The sequence below is a fragment of the Serratia sp. CY83965 genome (assembly GCF_052166375.1).
Taxonomy (GTDB): Bacteria; Pseudomonadota; Gammaproteobacteria; order Enterobacterales; family Enterobacteriaceae; genus Serratia; species Serratia marcescens.
Genome location: NZ_JBJNOV010000001.1, coordinates 1088290 through 1106771 on the forward strand (window position 1 = coordinate 1088290; position 18482 = coordinate 1106771).

The 18482-nt window shown below is 61.4% G+C and carries 17 protein-coding genes, 2 tRNA genes and 1 other RNA gene; 15 read left to right on the plus strand and 5 right to left on the minus strand.

What is annotated here, in order from left to right:
- The first annotated feature begins 203 nt into the window (after positions 1-203).
- From hinT to ACJ8PL_RS05465, 9 genes are all read left to right on the plus strand, one after another.
- The gene (gene hinT, locus ACJ8PL_RS05425) at positions 204-554 is read left to right on the plus strand and encodes a purine nucleoside phosphoramidase (RefSeq protein WP_004928776.1); all 351 of its coding nucleotides are present in this window, start codon (positions 204-206) and stop codon (positions 552-554) included.
- A gap of 11 nt (positions 555-565) precedes the next feature.
- The gene (locus ACJ8PL_RS05430) at positions 566-955 is read left to right on the plus strand and encodes a YcfL family protein (protein WP_016928175.1); all 390 of its coding nucleotides are present in this window, start codon (positions 566-568) and stop codon (positions 953-955) included.
- Between the two features lie 26 nt (positions 956-981).
- Positions 982-1572, plus strand: a complete 591-nt coding sequence (gene lpoB / locus ACJ8PL_RS05435; RefSeq protein ID WP_004928784.1) for a penicillin-binding protein activator LpoB — start codon at positions 982-984, stop codon at positions 1570-1572.
- Positions 1553-2419, plus strand: coding sequence for a thiamine kinase (thiK, locus tag ACJ8PL_RS05440; RefSeq protein WP_028128025.1), 867 nt, complete (start codon positions 1553-1555; stop codon positions 2417-2419). The genes lpoB and thiK overlap by 20 nt, the downstream gene beginning before the upstream one ends.
- Before the next feature lie 37 nt (positions 2420-2456).
- Complete coding sequence (gene nagZ, locus ACJ8PL_RS05445; RefSeq protein ID WP_016928173.1) at positions 2457-3476, plus strand: beta-N-acetylhexosaminidase; 1020 nt, start codon at positions 2457-2459, stop codon at positions 3474-3476.
- Positions 3477-3555: 79 nt separating this feature from the next.
- Positions 3556-4098 (plus strand): alpha/beta hydrolase YcfP, encoded by a 543-nt coding sequence (ycfP, locus tag ACJ8PL_RS05450; RefSeq protein WP_016928172.1) that lies wholly within the window; start codon positions 3556-3558, stop codon positions 4096-4098.
- A gap of 332 nt (positions 4099-4430) precedes the next feature.
- Positions 4431-5735 (plus strand): NAD(P)/FAD-dependent oxidoreductase, encoded by a 1305-nt coding sequence (locus ACJ8PL_RS05455; protein WP_004928794.1) that lies wholly within the window; start codon positions 4431-4433, stop codon positions 5733-5735.
- A 355-nt stretch (positions 5736-6090) separates the two neighbouring features.
- A complete protein-coding gene (locus ACJ8PL_RS05460; RefSeq protein ID WP_167325016.1) occupies positions 6091-6627 on the plus strand; it encodes a glycine zipper 2TM domain-containing protein in 537 nt (178 codons plus the stop codon).
- 264 nt (positions 6628-6891) lie between these two features.
- Positions 6892-7371, plus strand: coding sequence for an RrF2 family transcriptional regulator (locus tag ACJ8PL_RS05465; protein WP_028128027.1), 480 nt, complete (start codon positions 6892-6894; stop codon positions 7369-7371).
- 65 nt (positions 7372-7436) lie between these two features.
- Here the strand turns inward: ACJ8PL_RS05465 and sdeB are convergent, their stop codons facing one another.
- Both sdeB and sdeA read right to left on the minus strand, forming a co-directional pair.
- Positions 7437-10580, minus strand: a complete 3144-nt coding sequence (sdeB, locus tag ACJ8PL_RS05470) for a multidrug efflux RND transporter permease subunit SdeB (protein WP_261419702.1) — start codon at positions 10578-10580, stop codon at positions 7437-7439.
- A gap of 24 nt (positions 10581-10604) precedes the next feature.
- On the minus strand, positions 10605-11792 hold the full coding sequence (gene sdeA, locus ACJ8PL_RS05475; RefSeq protein ID WP_033640675.1) for a multidrug efflux RND transporter periplasmic adaptor subunit SdeA: 1188 nt from the start codon (positions 11790-11792) through the stop codon (positions 10605-10607).
- A 296-nt stretch (positions 11793-12088) separates the two neighbouring features.
- On the opposite strand from sdeA, the gene ACJ8PL_RS05480 reads away from it, so the two are divergent.
- A complete protein-coding gene (locus ACJ8PL_RS05480; RefSeq protein ID WP_033640674.1) occupies positions 12089-12445 on the plus strand; it encodes a helix-turn-helix domain-containing protein in 357 nt (118 codons plus the stop codon).
- A gap of 54 nt (positions 12446-12499) precedes the next feature.
- Here ACJ8PL_RS05480 and ACJ8PL_RS05485 read toward each other — a convergent pair.
- The 3 genes from ACJ8PL_RS05485 to ACJ8PL_RS05495 all read right to left on the minus strand — a co-directional run bounded on the left by ACJ8PL_RS05485 (position 12500) and on the right by ACJ8PL_RS05495 (position 13221).
- Positions 12500-12619, minus strand: a non-coding RNA gene (locus ACJ8PL_RS05485) — RtT sRNA.
- A 47-nt stretch (positions 12620-12666) separates the two neighbouring features.
- Positions 12667-12756: transfer RNA gene (locus tag ACJ8PL_RS05490), tRNA-Ser, on the minus strand.
- Positions 12757-13131: 375 nt separating this feature from the next.
- Positions 13132-13221, minus strand: a tRNA-Ser gene (locus tag ACJ8PL_RS05495).
- Between the two features lie 447 nt (positions 13222-13668).
- Here ACJ8PL_RS05495 and ACJ8PL_RS05500 point away from each other — a divergent pair.
- From ACJ8PL_RS05500 to ACJ8PL_RS05520, 5 genes are all read left to right on the plus strand, one after another.
- Positions 13669-15135: a peptide MFS transporter gene (locus ACJ8PL_RS05500; RefSeq protein ID WP_016928165.1), complete on the plus strand. Its 1467-nt coding sequence runs from the start codon at positions 13669-13671 to the stop codon at positions 15133-15135.
- A gap of 127 nt (positions 15136-15262) precedes the next feature.
- Positions 15263-16204 carry a glyoxylate/hydroxypyruvate reductase GhrA gene (ghrA, locus tag ACJ8PL_RS05505; protein WP_274985366.1) on the plus strand — a complete coding sequence of 314 codons (942 nt, stop codon included), beginning with the start codon at positions 15263-15265 and terminating at the stop codon, positions 16202-16204.
- Positions 16205-16294: 90 nt separating this feature from the next.
- Positions 16295-17032, plus strand: a complete 738-nt coding sequence (locus tag ACJ8PL_RS05510; RefSeq protein WP_004928821.1) for a phosphatase — start codon at positions 16295-16297, stop codon at positions 17030-17032.
- Positions 17033-17074: 42 nt separating this feature from the next.
- Positions 17075-17653, plus strand: a complete 579-nt coding sequence (locus ACJ8PL_RS05515; RefSeq protein ID WP_442530889.1) for a TorD/DmsD family molecular chaperone — start codon at positions 17075-17077, stop codon at positions 17651-17653.
- A gap of 149 nt (positions 17654-17802) precedes the next feature.
- Positions 17803-18456, plus strand: coding sequence for a tellurite resistance TerB family protein (locus tag ACJ8PL_RS05520; protein WP_033641437.1), 654 nt, complete (start codon positions 17803-17805; stop codon positions 18454-18456).
- Positions 18457-18482 lie beyond the last annotated feature (26 nt).

Below are 18482 nucleotides of genomic sequence, written 5' to 3' on the forward strand. Positions count from 1 at the left end.
TTAATCATGGGGTTACTATTGGCGGCGGCGCGGGGCAAGTAAAGCAACAATAGTGAATAACCAAAGTGAAAAGATGCACAAGCGGGGGGCCGGCCTGCGCGAATCTGCAGCACTCGACGTGGAAAGTGCGCAATCAGGTTGAAAGCAGTAGAATTTGTCACTCATACTGCGTACAGCTAATTGTGTAAAACAAGGAACGCCAGATGGCCGAAGAAACGATTTTCAGTAAAATTATCCGCCGCGAAATCCCTGCTGATGTGGTTTACCAGGATGAACTGGTGACCGCTTTCCGTGACATCTCCCCCCAGGCGCCCACCCATGTGCTGATCGTTCCCAACGTGCTGATCCCAACCGTCAACGACGTGACCGTGGAGCACGAAGCCGCGCTGGGCCGCATGATCACCGCCGCGGCGAAAATCGCCGAACAGGAAGGCATCGCCGAGGACGGCTACCGCCTGATCGTCAACTGCAATCGCCACGCCGGTCAGGAGGTCTATCATATTCATATGCACCTGGTCGGTGGCCGCTCGCTGGGGCCGCTGTTGTCACGTTAAGCGAGGAAATCATGCGCGGTAAAAAAACTCTGCGTGGTCTGATGGCGTTGGCGCTGCCCGCCGCGTTGTTGATGGGATGCAGCTCACCGCCCGGCATCGCGGTCAACCAAGGGCAGACGGTGGTGATGGATCCTTCGGTGCTGACCGCCGGCATTCTGGCCGATACGCCCTCGATTTCGAACGCTTCCGGGCGGGTGATGGCAACCTCGGTGCTCAATAACAGTCAGCCGACGCCGGTCACCGTACATTACCGTTTCTATTGGTACGACGCGCAGGGACTGGATATTCGCCCCTTCGAGAAACCGCGCGAGATCGTGGTGGCGCCCAACTCGGACGCCAAAATCTACTCGATTAACGGCAATCTGGACGCTAAAAGCGCGCGTCTGTATCTGTACCTGTAAGCGCTTGCCAGGTTTGGAGAAAAAGCATGAAAAAGTACGTCTTAGTGGCGCTGGCCGCATTCACCCTGAGCGGCTGTCTGTCGCGCCCGCCTGAGCCGGAACAACCGCTGCCGCCGGTCACCGTCGAGCCGGATCAGCCGACGCCGCCGGTCGAGCAGCCGCAGCCGCCAACTACCGAGCCGGTGCCGCAGCCGCCGAAAATCCAGCAGCTCGACTGGCTGGGCAGCGTTCAGCCGCTGGTGGGGCAGATGTTGAAGGCCGATGGCGTCACGGCCGGCAGCGTGCTGCTGCTGGACAGCGTCAAGAACAACACCAACGGTTCGCTGCAGATGGGCAAAGCCACCGCGGCGCTGTATAAGGCGCTGGCGTCGAACTCCACCTTCAGCGTGGTGCCGGAAGCGAAGCTGACCAGCGCCAGACAAACGCTGGGCCTGTCGGCGGATGACAGCTTCGGCTCGCGCAGCAAGGCGATTGGCCTGGCGCGCATCGTCGGCGCGCAGTACGTGCTGTACAGCGATGTCAGCGGCGACGTGAAGTCGCCGGCGCTGGATATGCAGCTGATGCTGGTGCAAACCGGCGAGATCGTCTGGTCGGGCAATGGCGCCGTTAAACGCTGAGGCCGCGCTGCGACGATTGATGGAAACCAGACTGCCGGCGGTGAATACCGCCGGTTGTCATTTCAGCCCGGTGCAGGGGCTGACCGGCGAGAGCTGGCGTATCGACGGCGCGGGCATTACGCTGCTGGCGCGGCAACACAGCGCGGAGAAACGCGCGCTGGGCGTGAGCAGGCGGCGGGAAGCGCAGGTCTTGCGTCGCTGCGCGCCGGGGCTGGGGCCACGGGTTTTCGCGCAGAATAATCAGTGGCTTATCCTCGAATGGCTTGAAGGTGACGTCGTCACAATTGCCGAGTTTGACGCGCTGAATCAGCGCGGCGAGCTGGCGGCGATGGTGGCGACGCTGCATCGGCGGCCGCTCAGCGGTTACCGGCTGGATCTGCGGCGGCAGTTCCTCCGCTACTGGCAGCAGCTGGATACGCGGCGTTTAACCCCCGCCTGGCTGCGCCTGCAGCGTCATTTTTTACGCAGCGCCTTGCCACGGCCGCTGCGTCTGGCGCCGCTGCACATGGATATCCATCCGGGCAATCTGCTCGCCACCGGCGAAGGGCTGCGGCTGATCGACTGGGAGTATGCCGCCGACGGTGATGTGGCGCTGGATATCGCCGCGCTGTTTCGCAGCAACGGCTGGTCGGCCGAACAGCAGCAGCGCTTTTTGCAGCACTACGCGCGTCAGGATTATCACGACATCGCCCGGCTGCAGGCACAGGTGCGCCGTTGGCTGCCGTGGGTGGATTATCTGATGCTGCTGTGGTTTGAAGTGCGCTGGCAGCAGAGCGGCGACGTTGAATTTTTGCGCTGGGGCGCTGCGCTGCGCCGGCGATTCTGTTTATCACCATCCGAATTCTGAACGAACACAATGAAGTGAGGTGCCCGTGGGCCCAGTAATGCTAGATGTCGCCGGCTACGAGCTGGATGCAGAAGAACGCGAAATATTGAAACACCCGCTGGTTGGCGGATTGATCTTGTTTACCCGCAACTTCCACGATGCGGAGCAACTGCGTGAGCTGGTGCGCCAGATCCGCGCCGAATCGCACGATCGGCTGGTGGTGGCGGTAGATCAGGAAGGCGGGCGCGTGCAGCGCTTCCGCGAGGGCTTCACCCGTCTGCCTGCGGCGCAGTCGTTTGCCGCGTTGCACGATGCGCAGGAAGGCGGCCGTCTGGCGCAGGAGGCAGGCTGGCTGATGGCGGCGGAAATGATCGCGCAGGATATCGACATCAGCTTTGCGCCGGTGCTGGACATCGGCCACGGCAGCGCGGCGATCGGCGAGCGTTCGTTCCACAGCGATCCGCCGCAGGCGTTGGCGATGGCGGAACGCTTCATCCTCGGCATGCACAGCGCCGGCATGAAAACCACCGGCAAACACTTCCCGGGGCACGGCGCCGTCAGCGCCGATTCGCACAAGGAAACCCCGCGCGATCCGCGGCCGCTGGCGCAGATCCGCGAGCACGACATGGCGATCTTCCGCGAGCTGATCAACCGCCAGCTGTTGGACGCCGTCATGCCGGCCCACGTCATCTATACTGAAGCGGACCCGCGTCCGGCCAGTGGCTCGCCGTACTGGCTGCAGCAGATCCTGCGTCAGGAGCTGGGCTTCGACGGCGTGATTTTCTCCGACGATCTGTCGATGGAAGGCGCCGCCATCATGGGCAGCTATGCCGAACGCGGCCAGGCGGCGCTGGATGCCGGTTGCGACATGATCCTGGTGTGCAACCACCGCGAAGGCGCGGTCAGCGTGTTGGATAACCTGTCCCCGGTCAAAGCAGAGAAGGTGAAGCGGTTATATCATCGCGGTCAGTTCACCCGTCAGGAACTGCGCGACTCCGAGCGCTGGCAGCAGGCGCACAAGGCGCTCAGCGCGCTGAGCGAGCGCTGGGAGGAGCACAAGCAGCGTTCGCAAGGGTGAATCCAGGCGCCGCACCGCGGCGCAGAGCGGAAATGATGAGGGCCGCGCCCGCGGCCCTTGGCTTGTTGCGAGGATCCACATGATTATCTATTTGCACGGCTTCGATTCCACCAGTCCCGGCAATCATGAAAAGGTGTTACAGCTGCAGTTTATCGATCCGGACGTGCGCTTTATCAGCTACAGCACGCAGCATCCGCGTCACGACATGCAGCATCTGTTGAAAGAGGTGGACAAGGCGGTGCAGCAGGGCGGCGACGCGCACCCGTTGATCTGCGGGGTCGGCCTCGGCGGCTTCTGGGCGGAGCGCATCGGTTTCCTGTGCGGCATTCGCCAGGCGATGTTCAATCCCAACCTGTACCCGGAAGAGCACATGCACGGCAAGATAGACCGGCCGGAAGAGTATCGCGATATCGCCACCAAGTGCGTGGAGGATTTCCGCGAGAAAAACCGCGATCGCTGTCTGGTGGTGCTGTCGCGCCACGACGAGGTGCTGGATAACCGGCGCAGCGCCGAATTGCTGCATCACTACTACGAAATCGTCTGGGATGAACAGCAGACGCACAAGTTCAAAAACATCTCGCCGCATCTGCAGCGGCTCAAGGCGTTCAAGGCGCTGGGTTAACAGTTTCATAACGCTGCCGCGAGCCGCGCGCCCCGTTTTTCACCGGCGGAAAGTGCGGCTTTTTTGTGCGTCAAAGCAAGATTCTCTGTGGCAATCGGCAAAATTTAAAACTGTGACTCAGCGCTAACTATTTGAATCACAATCCCCAAAAAATCCCCGCGTCCAGCCTTTAACCAAAAAAATTTGATGTACGTCAATTTTGGTATGACCAAATAACCTCACATGCTATTCTGGCTGCAGAGAGCCGATTTATTTTACGCGAACCCTATGTATTCTAAGGATATTATTTATTTACCCTGGGATAACAAATGGTTCACATTTAGGGGGTTATTTTGACAACGCCAAAGAAGAAAATCGTTATTGTTGGCGGCGGCGCCGGTGGTCTGGAGCTGGCGACCAGCCTGGGCCATAAACTTGGCCGCAAGAACAAAGCCGAGATCACGCTGGTGGATCGCAACCACAGCCATTTGTGGAAACCGCTGTTGCACGAAGTGGCGACCGGTTCCCTCGATGACGGCGTGGATGCGCTCAGCTACCTGGCGCACGCACGCAATCACCATTTCAGCTTCCAACTGGGGTCGTTGACCAACATCAACCGCGAGACGCAAACGCTGCAGCTGGCGCAGATCTGCGACGAGCAGGGCGGCGAACTGGTGCCGGCGCGCGAATTGCCGTACGACATCCTGGTGATGGCGCTGGGCAGCACCTCGAACGATTTCGGTACGCCGGGCGTGAAAGAGCACTGCATCTTCCTGGATAACCCCCATCAGGCACGTCGTTTCCACAACGAAATGCTCAACCTGTTCCTGAAGTTCTCGGCGCAGCCGGGGCAAAAAGAGCGGGTCAACATCGCTATCGTCGGCGGCGGCGCCACCGGCGTTGAACTGTCCGCCGAACTGCACAACGCGGTGAAGCAGTTGCACAGCTACGGTTTCGAAGGCCTGGACAACAGCGCGCTCAACGTGACGCTGGTGGAAGCCGGCGAGCGCATCCTGCCGGCGCTGCCGCCGCGCATTTCCGCCGCCGCGCACCAGGAGCTGATCAAACTGGGCGTGCGCGTGCTGACCAACACCATGGTGACCAGCGCGGACGCCAAAGGCCTGAACACCAAGGGTGGCGAATTCATCGACGCCGATCTGATGGTGTGGGCGGCCGGCATCAAGGCGCCGGACTTTATGAAGGACATCGGCGGCCTGGAAACCAACCGCATCAACCAGCTGGTGGTAGAGCCGACGCTGCAGACCACGCGCGATCCGAACATCTTCGCCATCGGCGACTGCGCCTCCTGTCCGAAAGAGGGCGGCGGTTTCGTGCCGCCGCGCGCGCAGTCGGCGCACCAGATGGCCTCGCGCTGCGCCACCAATATTCTGGCGCTGATGAACGGCCAGACGCTGAAGCCATACGTGTATAAAGACCACGGCTCGCTGGTGTCGCTGTCGCGCTTCAGCACCGTCGGCAGCCTGATGGGCAACCTGATGCGCGGCTCGATGATGGTGGAAGGGCGCATCGCGCGCTTCGTTTACATCTCGCTGTACCGCATGCACCAGGTGGCGCTGCATGGCTACATCAAAACCGGCCTGATGATGCTGGTGGGCGGCATCAACCGGGTGATCCGTCCGCGTCTGAAGATGCACTGATCTCGCCTTTGTCGACCAACCCGCGCCGGTTCGCCCGCGCGGGTTTTTTTATGGCGGCGCGAGGCGATCGGCGGCGGTTGTTTGATTCTTCTGCACAAGCCGTCGTTGGCATGGGTAAAATTCTTAAGATTCCTCCTAAACAACGGGAAAACGGCCGTTTTCCCGCATTTTTGGTCCCCTTGTCTTATTGCGGGCCTCCAGATCATTGTGCAGACTTTACCTCGTTTACAGACGGCGCGTCGCGCACGCCGTAAACCGGGATACCGCAAGCCGCCCATGCGCAAAATAATAAGCGCGGTGCAGCCGGTAACAGACCCCGGAAAAAATGCGTGGTAACACTTTCAGGAGGTTTCCTGTGAACAAGTCAATGTTAGCCGGTGTTGGAATTGGTGTCGCTGCCGCTCTGGGGATTGCCGCGGTAGCCAGTCTGGACGTCTTTTCTGCCGGTCCGCAATATGCGCAGGTGCTCGCCGCAACGCCGATTAAAGAAACCATCAAAACGCCGCGTCAGGAATGCCGCAACGTCACCGTGACGCACCGCGCACCGGTGCAGGATGAAAACCGCATCGCCGGTTCTGTGCTGGGCGCAGTGGCGGGCGGCGTGATCGGCCACCAGTTCGGCGGCGGTCGCGGGCGCGACGTGGCGACGGTGGTAGGTGCACTGGGCGGCGGTTATGCCGGCAACCAGGTGCAAGGGGCGATGCAGAACAACGACGTCAGCACCAGCGTTCAGCAGCGTTGCAAAACGGTCTACGACAAGTCTCAGAAAATGCTGGGCTATGACGTGACCTACAAGATCGGCAATCAGCAGGGCAAGATCCGCATGGATCACGATCCGGGCACGCAAATCCCGTTGGATAAAAACGGCCAGCTGGTGTTGAACAGAGCCTGATCGCCACATTCGAATTAAACCCGCGGGCAGTGTTAGTTCTGATCGTTTAACCCGGTTAAGCGAGCGGCGTTAACATTGACGCGGGTTTCTGTTTTCTGCCTGCCTAAAAATTTGCGATCGTTCTAATGTCTGCGTGCGATATCGCTGGGCGAAACTTCAAAAAAGCCCCCGCGTTTGTTATATTATTGTGCGATTAAGCGGTGTGTTCGGCGCCAATCGCCACACCGGCCAAACCCGAGTATTTCGTCTCGCAGAGATAACGACATGTTAGATTTTCGCTTTCCGACAGCGTTGCAAATGGTCCTTAGCGTCGCCGTAGCTGAGAAGCAGGGCATGCGTTCGACGAGCGCCACCCTCGCCGCCGCTCTGGAAGCCAACCCCAGCTTTATCCGCAAACTGATGGTGCCGCTGACCAAAGACGGCATCATCGTTTCCACCCTGGGCCGAAACGGCTCTATCCACCTCGGCCGCCCGGCGGAAGAGATCACCCTGCGGGACATCTATCTGGCGGTGATCGACGACAAGCGCATCTGGGCTTCCCGCCCTGAAGTGCCGGCCCGCTGCCTGGTGAGCGCCAACGCCTGCTGGTATTTCAAATCGGTGGTGAACGAGGCCGAGCAGGCTTCGCTCGCGGTGCTGGCGCGCCACACCGTGGCCGACTCGTTGGCCGAGCTGGAGCGGGGCGACAAACGCGCCTGCGCGGAGTACGCCGCCGAGCAAGAGGCTGAAACCGCCGATAAATAATCGCGGTTCGCATGCATAAAAAAAGGTCGGGCAATGCCCGACCTTTTTGCATGTTAAGACGATGATTACGCCGTCTGCGGCTGCGCTTTGCGCGCCACCAGGCGCCGCAGGGTGACGTAGAACACCGGCGTCAGGAACAGCCCGAACAGGGTGACCCCCAGCATGCCGGAGAACACCGTGATGCCGGTGACGCCACGCACCTCGGCGCCGGCGCCGTGGCCGAGGATCAGCGGGATGGTGCCGGCGATGAAGGCGATGGAGGTCATCACGATCGGCCGCAACCGCAGGCGACAGGCCTCGAGCGCCGCCTCGACGATGCCTTTGCCCTGCATTTCCAGCTCGCGGGCGAACTCGACGATCAGAATGGCGTTCTTGCAGGCCAGCCCCATCAGAACGACCAGCCCGACCTGCACGAACACGTTGTTGTCGCCGCCGGTCAGCCACACGCCGAACAGCGCCGACAGCATGGTCATCGGCACGATCAGGATCACCGCCAGCGGCAGCGTCCAGCTTTCATACAGCGCCGCCAGCGCGAGGAACGCCAGCAGCACTGCCACCGGGAAGACCACCAGCGCGGCGTTGCCCTGGGTCGATTGCTGATAGCTCAGATCGGTCCACTGGATGTTCATGCCGTTCGGCAACAGCTTATCGGCCATCTGCGTCAGCGCACCCATCGCCTGGGTAGAGGAGAGCACGCGCGGATCGGCGTCGCCGATCAGATCCGCCGCCGGGAAGCCGTTATAACGGATCACCGGATCCGGGCCGTAAGTGGTGCCGATGTTGACCATGCTGCCGATCGGCACCATTTCGCCCTTGTCGTTGCGGGTACGCAGGTTGGCGATGTCTTCCACGCTGTCGCGGAACTGGCCGTCGGCCTGCGCCATCACCTTCCAGGTGCGGCCATAGCGGTTGAAGTCGTTGATGTAAGACGAACCGAGGTAGGTCTGCAGCGTGCTGAACAGCGCATTGAGCGGAACCCCCTGCGCCTTGGCCTTGTCGCGATCGATTTTGGCGTCCAGCTGCGGCACGTTAGCCTGATAGGAGGAGATCGGGAACCCCATGCCCGGTGTTTGCATAATGGCGCCGGACATCGTGTTGATTGCCGTCTGCAGCGCGCCGTAACCCAGCCCGCCGCGATCCTGTACATACAGCGAATAGCCGGAACCCTGGCCGATGCCGAGGATCGGCGGCGGCATGATGGAGAAGGCGAAGCCTTCCTGAATCTGCGAAATGCGCGCGTTGATCTCGGCGTTGATCTGCGCCGCGGTGCGGGTACGGGTGCTCAGCGACTCCAGTGCGAAGAACACCGTGCCGGTATTCGGCGTATTGGTGAACTGCAGCGCGTTCAGGCCGGGGAAGGCTACCGCATCGGTGACGCCGTCCACGCTCAGGCCGATGGCGCTCATCTTGCGGATCACCGCATCGGTGCGTTCCAGCGAGGCGCCTTCCGGCATTTTCACGCCGCCGATCAGGTACAGCTTGTCCTGCGTCGGGATAAAGCCGCCGGGCACGGTCTTGAACATCACCCCGGCGGCGGCCAGCAGCAGCAGGTAGACGACGAACACTGCGCCGCGTCGGCCCAGCACGCGGGATACCCCGTGCTGATAACGCTGCGAACCGCTGGCGAAGAAGCGGTTGAACGGCCGGAACAACCAGCCGAACAGCCGGTCGATCAGGCGCGACGGCAGATCTTTCGGCGCGCCGTGCGGCTTCAGCAAGCGCGCCGCCAACGCCGGCGATAGGGTCAGCGAGTTGATGGCGGAGATCACCGTCGAGATGGCGATGGTGACGGCGAACTGTTTGTAGAACTGGCCGGTAACGCCCGAGAGGAACGCCATCGGCACAAACACCGCGCACAGCACCACGGCGATGGCGATGATCGGGCCGGAGACCTCGCGCATCGCCTGGTGCGCCGCCGCCAGCGGCGACAACCCCTCTTCGATGTTGCGCTCAACGTTCTCCACCACCACGATGGCGTCATCCACCACGATGCCGATCGCCAGCACCAGCCCGAACAGGCTGAGGGTGTTGAGCGAGAAGCCGAGCAGATACAGCGCGGCGAAGGTGCCGACCACGGAGATCGGCACCGCCAACAGCGGAATGATCGAGGCGCGCCAGGTCTGCAGGAACAGAATGACCACCAGCACCACCAGGATCACCGCTTCCAGCAGGGTATCCACCACCGCGCGGATCGAATCGCGCACGAAAACCGTCGGATCGTACGGAGATTTCCAGCTCATGCCATCCGGGAAGCGGGTCGCCAGCTCGGCCATCTTGCCGCGCACCGCGTCCGACAGCTCGATGGCGTTGGCGCCCGGCGACTGGAAGATGCCGATGCCGACCGCATCCTTGTTATTGAGCTGGGCGCGCAGCGCGTAGCTGCCGGAACCCATCTCGATGCGCGCCACGTCGCGCAGCCGCACGATCTCGCCGTTATCGCCGCTCTTGAGGATGATATTGCCGAACTCTTCTTCAGTTTGCAGGCGGCCCTGGGCGTTGATCGACAGCAGATAGTCGCTGCGCGTCGGCATCGGCTCCGCGCCGAGCTGGCCGGCGGAGACCTGCACGTTTTGCTCTTGCATGGCGCTCACCACGTCGGAGGCGGTCAGCCCGCGCGCGGCGACCTTGTTCGGATCGAGCCAGATGCGCATCGCGTATTCACCGGCGCCGAAGATCTGCACCTGGCCGACGCCCGGCAGGCGAGCCAGTTCATCCTTGACCTTCAGGGTGGCGTAGTTGCGCAGGTACAGCGAGTCGTACTTGCCGGAAGGCGACACCAGATGCACCACCAGCGTCAGCGCCGGAGACTGTTTCTGGGTAGTGATGCCCTGGCGGCGCACGTCTTCCGGCAGGCGCGCTTCGGCCTGCGCCACGCGGTTTTGCACCTGCACCTGCGCCTGATCGGGATCGGTGCCGGGGCGGAAGGTGACGGTGGTCACCAGCACGCCGTCGGAACCGGCGACCGATTTCATGTACATCATGTTTTCGACGCCGTTGATCGCTTCTTCTAGCGGCGTGGCCACCGTTTCAGCGATCTCTTTCGGGTTGGCGCCCGGGTATTCTGCGCGCACCTGCACGCTGGGCGGCACCACGTCCGGGTACTCGCTGATCGGCAGCAGCGGGATGGCGATCACCCCGGCGACAAAAATCAGTATCGACAGCACCGCGGCAAAGATCGGCCGGTCGATGAAAAAACGGGAAAAGTCCATGGGTCAGAGTTCTCTGCTGGGAGCTTAGTTAAGTGCGGAGGCGGTGGTGGTCATGGCGACGCTTTTCGCGTCGACCGGCATGCCCGGCATAAACACTTTCTGCATGCCGTCGACGATCACCCGATCGCCGTTTGCCAAGCCTTTTTGCACAATGCGCAATCCTTCGGCCATCCGGCCCACGTCGATGTCGCGGCGCTGCGCCTTGCCGTCTTTATCGACGATGTAAACGAACTTGCGGTTCTGATCGGTCATCACCGCTTTGTCGTCGATCAGCATGGCGTTGAACTCGGCGCTGCCGGGCATCTGTACCCGAGCGAACAGCCCCGGCGTGAAGCGGCGATCGCGGTTGTCGAGCAGGGCGCGCATGCGGATGGTGCCGGTCCCGGCGTTCAGTTGGTTATCAGTGAAGTCCACCAGCCCTTGATGCGGAGTGCCGTCTTCGCCCACCAGGCCGACTTTCACCGGCAGGCGGGCATCGTGCCGGCCTTGCTGCTGATAACGCAGGAAGGTGGCTTCATCCACGTCGAAATAGACGTAGACCTTGTCGAGCGACACCAGCGTCGTCAGCACGCTGGCGCTGTCGCCGGCGGTGACCAGGTTGCCGGCGGTGATCATCGCGCGGCTGGCGCGCCCGTCGATCGGGGCGGTGACGCGGGTAAAGTCGAGATTAAGCTGCGCCATATCGAGCTGGGCCTGCGCCGCCAGCACGTTGCTTTGCGCCTGCGCGGCGGACGAACGGCGCTGTTCCCACACCTCTTGCGAGATGGCCTGAGTGCCGATCAGTTTCTCGGTGCGCGAGGATTCGCTGCGCGCCAGAGCGGCCTGATTGCGCGCCCGCACCAGCTCTGCCTGCGCCTGTTCACGCGCGGCGCGGTAGGTGCGATCGTCGATGGTGAACAGCACCTGGCCTTTCTTCACCTCGTCGCCTTCGGTGTAGTTGACCCGCTCGATGTAACCAGAGACCCGTGGGCGCAGTTGCACGCTCTGCACCGCCTCGACCCGGCCATTGAACGCATCCCACTGGCTGATCGGCTTGACCACCACGCTGGCGGCGCTGACCACCGGCGGCGGCGGCGGGGCATTGTGCGCGACGCTGTTGTCACACCCGGCGAGCAGGGCGGCCAACAGCGCCACCCCGGAGAGCCGCTGGCCCAGAGCGACGGCGCGCGTGCGGCCGCCGGCGTTGAACGATGAGTTTGGTTGATTTGGCATTATTTTTATTCCGATAAGTAAGCGCTGTCTGGCCCCATACCCAGCCCTGTTTTCCGGGCTTTTCCCTTCATGCCGGCGTTCGGCGGAAGGGGCGCCGCGCTTTGTCATGGCGCAACGTTAGGTTTTGAAACATATTGGTGTCACATTAATGTATCAATATCGGTTACATTAATTGGGTGGAGTATAGTGGCGGCTTTCCGATAAATGCAATAATAAAAATTGCATTTAAAGCGAAACTGTTGCAACGTATGTGCATCGGGCAGAGGGTGACCCTGCCGAATGATGGGAGCATCTGCATGAACACTACGGGCTTTATTACCGATTTGAAGGCGTGGATCGACAACAATCTGGAAGAGAAACTGGATATCAACACCGTGGCGGACCGCGCGGGCTATTCCAAATGGCATCTGCAGCGCATGTTCAAACGCCAGACCGGCTACGCGCTGGGGGAGTATATCCGCATGCAAAAACTGAAAGTGTCGGCGGAGCGCCTGGCCAACAGCGGCGAGCCTATCGTCAGCGTGGCGATCTCGCTCGGCTTCGACTCACAGCAGTCGTTCAACCGCAGCTTCAAACGCCAGTTCGGCCAAACGCCGGGCGACTGGCGCCGCGCGCTGGCGCAGCCAGCGTCGGTGAGATGCACGCACCACTGAACGGTTGGGCAGTGGGGATAAAAAAGCCTGAATTTGCGTTCGGGCTTTTTTGTATGGCGGTGAGGGAGGGATAGATTCGCTGCGCTCACCCTGCGGGCCGCCGTTGGCGGTCCAAAACGCAAGCGTTTTGTCGAACCCTGTCGAGGATTCTCACCCTCCCGGTCGGTGCGCGATGCATACAAAAAAGCCTGAACTTTCGCTCAGGCTTTCTCGTTAGAATATGGCGGTGAGGGAGGGATTCGAACCCTCGATACACTTTCGCGTATACACACTTTCCAGGCGTGCTCCTTCAGCCACTCGGACACCTCACCATATTTTTTGTTGCGAAATCATCGCTGCAACGGGGCGCTACTATAGGGAGTGGGGCCGATCCGGTCAAGAATAATTTCTGTGTTTTTGTTCGTCCGCTCAAGCCGTGTTCACTTTGCTGAAAACTGCGGCGAACGGCAGGGCAGAAGTCATGAAAAGGTGGGAAAATCAGAAGTAAGGTTCGCGGATAACCGGTGGAAATGGGAATTACCGGCGCGGGCTGTGGGGGTTGATTCGTTGCGCTCACCCTACGGGCCGCCGTTGGCGGTCCAAAACGCAGGCGTTTTGTCGAACCCTGTCGAGGCTTCTCACCCCTCTCGGCGGTGCGCCATGCAAAAAAAAAGCCTGGACGCGAATCCAGGCTTTCTCTTTGAATTTGGCGGTGAGAGAGGGGTTCGAACCCTCGATACACTTTCGCGTATACACACTTTCCAGGCGTGCTCCTTCAGCCACTCAGACACCTCACCGTTTTGTTGTCGAAAACGCTTTGCGCTGTCGACGGGCGCTAATGTAGGAGAATCTGATCTCAGCGTCAACCCTCTTATTTCATTCTCATGACCGTTTAGCCAAACTTGCAGCAATTTGCTGATTTACCGAACGATATTCCCACTCGCGGTCGCCAGCGGGCAGGGTAGGCAGCGGCCAGAATTCATGACAGACGATTGTTTGACCTTTTTCTGTTCAAATAGCTCAATATGTCGCCAATGAGATCGGTCTATTTGCTGTTATATGCATTAATACTGGATTATTAGTCAAATGTGTCGCTAAATGGAATTGTGTCGGCGCGGCGTTTTTGGCAAGGAACATCACGACGCCGCGCAGATTGCCGGGAGACAGGCCGGCGATACCGCAGACAGGGACAGACTCATTACATAATAATGCAGTAGAGGTTGGTTTTGACTCCTTCAGATGCCATGCCGGCGCCGCAAGCGCGCCATGCCATTCCCCCCGGTGCAGGGGCGCTGTTCTTCATCCAAATCTTCGCCACGCTGGGCTTCGCCGTGCTTTACTCCACGCTGGTGCTGTACGCCACCAAGCGATTGGGCTTCAACGAAAGCAGCGCCAACGCCATGATGGGCGTGTTCGGCGCCTTCAACTATGGTCTGCACATGTTCGGCGGCTACCTCGGCGGCCGTTTCCTCAGTAACCGCAACCTGTTCGTGCTCGGTATGGTGCTGCAGGTGTTCGGCTGCGCGCTGATTGCCGTCGCGGGCGTGTGGGGGCTGTACTGGGGGCTGGCGATGTTCCTGACCGGCAGCGGCCTTAACGTCACCTGCATTAACATGATGCTGACCCAGCGTTTCAAGCCGGACGATGACCGGCGTGAATCGGCATTCCTGTGGAACTACGCCGGCATGAACCTCGGGTTCTTCGTTGGCTTTACCGTCGCCGGGTATTTCCAACTGACGGAAAACTATCGCGCGCTGTTCCTGTTCGCCACGCTGGGCAATGCGGCGGCGATCATCGTCGCCGTCTGCCGCTGGCGGATTCTGGCGGATCTCAATACGCCGCTGCACGACGCCAGCCGCAGCCAATACCGTTGGCGCATGCTGGTCGGGCTGGCGGTGCTGGTCGCGCTGGTGCCGATCATCCGCGTGATGCTGACCCACGCCGAGTTCAGCGGGCACTTTGTGATCGTACTCGGTGCCCTGATCTTCCTGATGCTGTGCGTGGTGACGCTGCGCCACCATCCGCGCGATGAGCGCCGCAGAATGGCGGCCTATCTGATCCTGGCGCTGGGCTCGCTGGTGTTTTGGGCGCTGTACCAGCTGGCGCCGATGGGGCTGATGCTGTTCTCCGAGCACAACATCAATCTGAACGTTTACGGCATTCAGGTGGCGCCGCAGTGGATCCAGAACATCAACACGCTGGTGATCGTGGTGGGCGGCCCGCTGCTGGCCTGGTGGTTCAACCGCCTGCGCGCTCGTGGCTGCAACATCGACATTCCGCTGCAGTTCTCCGGATCGCTGTTTTGCATCGGGCTCGGCATGCTGGTGTTGCCGCTGGGCATCAGCATGGCGGGCGGCGACGGGCTGGTGGCGTTTAAATGGATCGTCATCAGCTATGTGCTGCAAAGCGTCGGTGAATTGATGATCTCGCCGATCGGTTACGCGATGATCGGCAAGCTGGCGCCGCCGCGCTATCAGGGCGTGATGATGGGCTGCTGGATGATGGTGACCGGCGTCGCCTCGGTGCTGGCGGGGTACGTCTCCGGCCTGATGCCGGAAAACAGCGGCAGCACGCCGTTGCAAACCAACCCCGGCTACAGCGAAATCTTCAGCGCGCTGGGCTGGGGTGCGACGGGCGTCGGCGTGGCGATGCTGATTCTCATTCCGCTGCTGCGGCGCCTTATCCGGCGCGACGGCCCGTCTGCCGCCTGATTGACGAGCATGCGCAACAGCCCCCACTGGTCGGGGCTGTTTTTATTTTGGGCTTTAACGCTTGCATCCGGCGGCGAATCGCGGAAGGCTGGAGGAAAACCAATAAAAACAAACGGGAGCCCGCAGCATGAACATCATTTATTACCACCCCTTGTTTAACGCCCAGGAATGGCTGGCCGGCATCAAGCAACGCCTGCCGCAGGCCGAGATCCGCGAGTGGCAGCGCGGCGACGAGCGGCCGGCCGATTACGCGCTGGTGTGGCGCCCGCCGCACGAGATGCTGGCCAACCGCCGCGATCTGAAAGCGGTGTTCGCCCTCGGCGCCGGCGTCGACGCCATTCTTGATCAGGAACGCAAACACCCTGGCACGCTGCCCGCCGGCGTGCCGTTGCTGCGGCTGGAGGATACCGGCATGGCGCAGCAGATGCAGGAATATGCGCTGAGCTATGCGCTGCGTTATTTCCGCCGTTTCGACGAGTATCAGGCGCTCCAGCAGCAGCAGGAATGGCAGCCGCTCGATCCTCACTCGCTGGATGATTTCACTATCGGCATCCTCGGCGCCGGCGTGCTGGGGCAGAGCGTGGCGCGCAAGCTGACCGAGTTTGGCTTTCGCGTGCGCTGCTGGAGCCGCAGCGCCAAACAGATCGACGGCGTGCAAAGCTTCGCCGGGGAGGCGCAGCGCGCGGCCTTTCTCGACGGCGTCAAACTGCTGATCAACCTGCTGCCCAATACGCCGGAGACCATCGGCATTCTCAACCGTGAGCTGTTCGCGCAGTTGAGCACGGGCGCCTATCTCATCAACATCGCGCGCGGCGCGCACCTGGTGGAAGCCGATCTGCTGGCGGCGCTCGAACAGGGGCAGCTGGCCGCCGCCACGCTGGACGTGTTCGCCCGCGAGCCGCTGCCGCAGGATCATCCGTTCTGGCGTCATCCGCGTGTCACCATTACCCCGCATATTGCTGCCATCACGTTGCCGCAGCAGGCGATGGATCAGATCGCCGCCAACATTCGCGCGCTGGAGGCGGGGCATGCCCCGGCCGGCGTGGTCGACAGGCAACGGGGATACTGATCCTTCAGCCGCCGTTCGGTAACTGATAAGCTGTTATCGTCATCGCGCCTGCCCGTACCTTTGCGGGCGGGCCCTCTGGAAGGAGAAACAATGTACCCCGTTGATTTGCACATGCACACCGTCGCCAGCACCCACGCTTACAGCACGCTGCACGATTACATCGCCGAAGCCCAGCAGAAGGGCATCAAGCTGTTCGCCATCACCGATCACGGCCCGGACATGGCCGATGCGCCGCACTACTGGCACTTTATGAACATGCACGTGTGGCCGCGCCGGGTGAACGGCGTGGGCATCTTGCGCGGCATCGAAGCCAACATCAAAAACCTGCAGGGCGACATCGACTGCACGGGCCCGATGCTGACCGCCACCGACGTGATCATCGCCGGTTTCCACGAGCCGGTGTTTGCGCCGCAGGATAAAGCGTCCAATACTGAAGCGATGATCGCCGCGATGGCGCAGGGGGACGTGCATATCATCAGCCACCCCGGCAACCCGCGTTACCCGATCGACATTCCCGCCGTCGCGGCGGCCGCCGCCAAATACGAAGTGGCGCTGGAGCTGAATAACTCGTCGTTCACCCACTCCCGCAAGGGCAGCGAGGCCAACTGCCGGGCGATCGCCGCCGCGGTGCGCGACGCCGGCGGCTGGCTGGCGCTGGGTTCGGATTCGCACGTCGCTTTTTCACTGGGTAATTTCGAGCACTGCGAGCGCATCATCGAAGAGGTGGGCTTCCCACAAGAGCGCATTCTTAACGTCAGCCCGCGCCGGTTGCTGGATTTTCTCGAGCGGCGCGGCAAGCCGGCGATTGCGGAATTGGCCGATTTGTGACATCGTCCCGGCAAAATTTTCCGTATTGTATAAGGCCTTATCATGAATGAGTTTTCGATTGTCTGCCGCGTGCTGGGTACGCTGTTCTACCGCCAGCCGCAGGATCCGCTGCTGGTGCCGCTGTTCGCGCTGATCAAAGAGGGCAAGCTGCAGCAGCACTGGCCGCTGGAGCAGGATGAGCTGCTGAAGCGCCTGCAACAGGGCTGTGACGTCAACCAGCTGGCGACCGACTTCAACGCGATGTTCGTCGGCAGCGAGTGCAGCGTGTCGCCGTTCCGCTCCGACTACGTCGAAGGCGCCAGCGAAGCGGAAGTGCGCGCCTTCCTGCAGCAGCGCGGCATGCCGCTAGCGGAGGCGCCGGCCGACCATTTCGGCCAACTGCTGCTGGCGGCCTCCTGGCTGGAAGATCAGTCGCAGGAAGATGAAGCGCAGGCGCAGATCGCGCTGTTCGACGAGCTTCTGCTGCCGTGGTGCGGCCGCTTCCTCGGTAAAGTGGAAGCGCACGCCACCACCGGTTTCTACCGCACGCTGGCGCTGATGACCCGCGACGCCATCCAGGCGATGCGCGACGAGCTTGCGGAGTACGAGCAGGACGACGAAGCGGGCGACGAAGACGCGTAACGCCGCAGGCATCCAGGCGGGCCGCCCGGCCCGCTAAACACAGGTTTGCATCCCCCAGACGTAAATTGACAAAAGATCCCCTAATCTGGCGGTTTACCGTCGGTTCGGCCGCACCTGCGCGCCGCGTTTTCTCACGCAAGGGGTAGATGATGAAAAGTAACTGGATGCAGCAGATTCAAACGTTGATCGGGCAGAAGGCCGGTGCGATGGGCGGGGCGGAAGGCATCGGCAAACTGCTGGCGCCCACGGCGCTGGGCGGCCTGGTCGGCGTGCTGTTGGCCAACAAATCTTCGCGCAAGCTGGTGGGCAAATTCGGCAAGAATGCGCTGATTATCGGCGGCAGCGCGGCGGTGGGCGCGGTACTGTGGAACAAGTATAAGCAGCGGGTGAAAGAGACCCATCAGGACGAACCGCAGTTCGGTTTGCAAACCACGCCGGTGGATCTGCGCGCCAAGCGTTTGGTGCAGGCGCTGGTGTTCGCCGCCAAGAGCGACGGCCATATCGATGCCGACGAGCAGCGCGCCATCGATCACAGTCTGTCGCAGCTGCAGGTGGGGGAAGAGGCGCAGGGCTGGGTGCAGGAAGCGCTCGATCAGCCGCTCAACCCGGCATTGATCGCCCGCAGCGTGCAAAACGAAGACGAGGCGCTGGAGGTTTACTATCTGAGTTGTCTGGTGATCGACGTCGATCACTTTATGGAGCGTGGCTACCTCGATGCGCTGGCGCAGGCGCTGAAGATCCCGGCGGACGTCAAGCAGGGCATCGAGAGCGACGTCAACGAGAAAAAGCGCGAGCTGGCGTAGCGCCGCTTGGCAAGCCGGGGGGAATC

Coding starts and splice junctions, on each gene's coding strand:
- hinT (WP_004928776.1), top strand. CDS start 204: ATGGCCGAAGAAACGATTTTCAGTAAAATTATCCGCCGCGAAATCCCT.
- ycfP (WP_016928172.1), top strand. CDS start 3,556: ATGATTATCTATTTGCACGGCTTCGATTCCACCAGTCCCGGCAATCAT.
- ACJ8PL_RS05430 (WP_016928175.1), top strand. CDS start 566: ATGCGCGGTAAAAAAACTCTGCGTGGTCTGATGGCGTTGGCGCTGCCC.
- ACJ8PL_RS05465 (WP_028128027.1), top strand. CDS start 6,892: ATGTTAGATTTTCGCTTTCCGACAGCGTTGCAAATGGTCCTTAGCGTC.
- ACJ8PL_RS05500 (WP_016928165.1), top strand. CDS start 13,669: ATGCCGGCGCCGCAAGCGCGCCATGCCATTCCCCCCGGTGCAGGGGCG.
- ghrA (WP_274985366.1), top strand. CDS start 15,263: ATGAACATCATTTATTACCACCCCTTGTTTAACGCCCAGGAATGGCTG.
- nagZ (WP_016928173.1), top strand. CDS start 2,457: ATGCTAGATGTCGCCGGCTACGAGCTGGATGCAGAAGAACGCGAAATA.
- sdeA (WP_033640675.1), bottom strand. CDS start 11,792: ATGCCAAATCAACCAAACTCATCGTTCAACGCCGGCGGCCGCACGCGC.
- ACJ8PL_RS05520 (WP_033641437.1), top strand. CDS start 17,803: ATGAAAAGTAACTGGATGCAGCAGATTCAAACGTTGATCGGGCAGAAG.
- lpoB (WP_004928784.1), top strand. CDS start 982: ATGAAAAAGTACGTCTTAGTGGCGCTGGCCGCATTCACCCTGAGCGGC.
- ACJ8PL_RS05515 (WP_442530889.1), top strand. CDS start 17,075: ATGAATGAGTTTTCGATTGTCTGCCGCGTGCTGGGTACGCTGTTCTAC.
- thiK (WP_028128025.1), top strand. CDS start 1,553: ATGGCGCCGTTAAACGCTGAGGCCGCGCTGCGACGATTGATGGAAACC.
- sdeB (WP_261419702.1), bottom strand. CDS start 10,580: ATGGACTTTTCCCGTTTTTTCATCGACCGGCCGATCTTTGCCGCGGTG.
- ACJ8PL_RS05480 (WP_033640674.1), top strand. CDS start 12,089: ATGAACACTACGGGCTTTATTACCGATTTGAAGGCGTGGATCGACAAC.
- ACJ8PL_RS05510 (WP_004928821.1), top strand. CDS start 16,295: ATGTACCCCGTTGATTTGCACATGCACACCGTCGCCAGCACCCACGCT.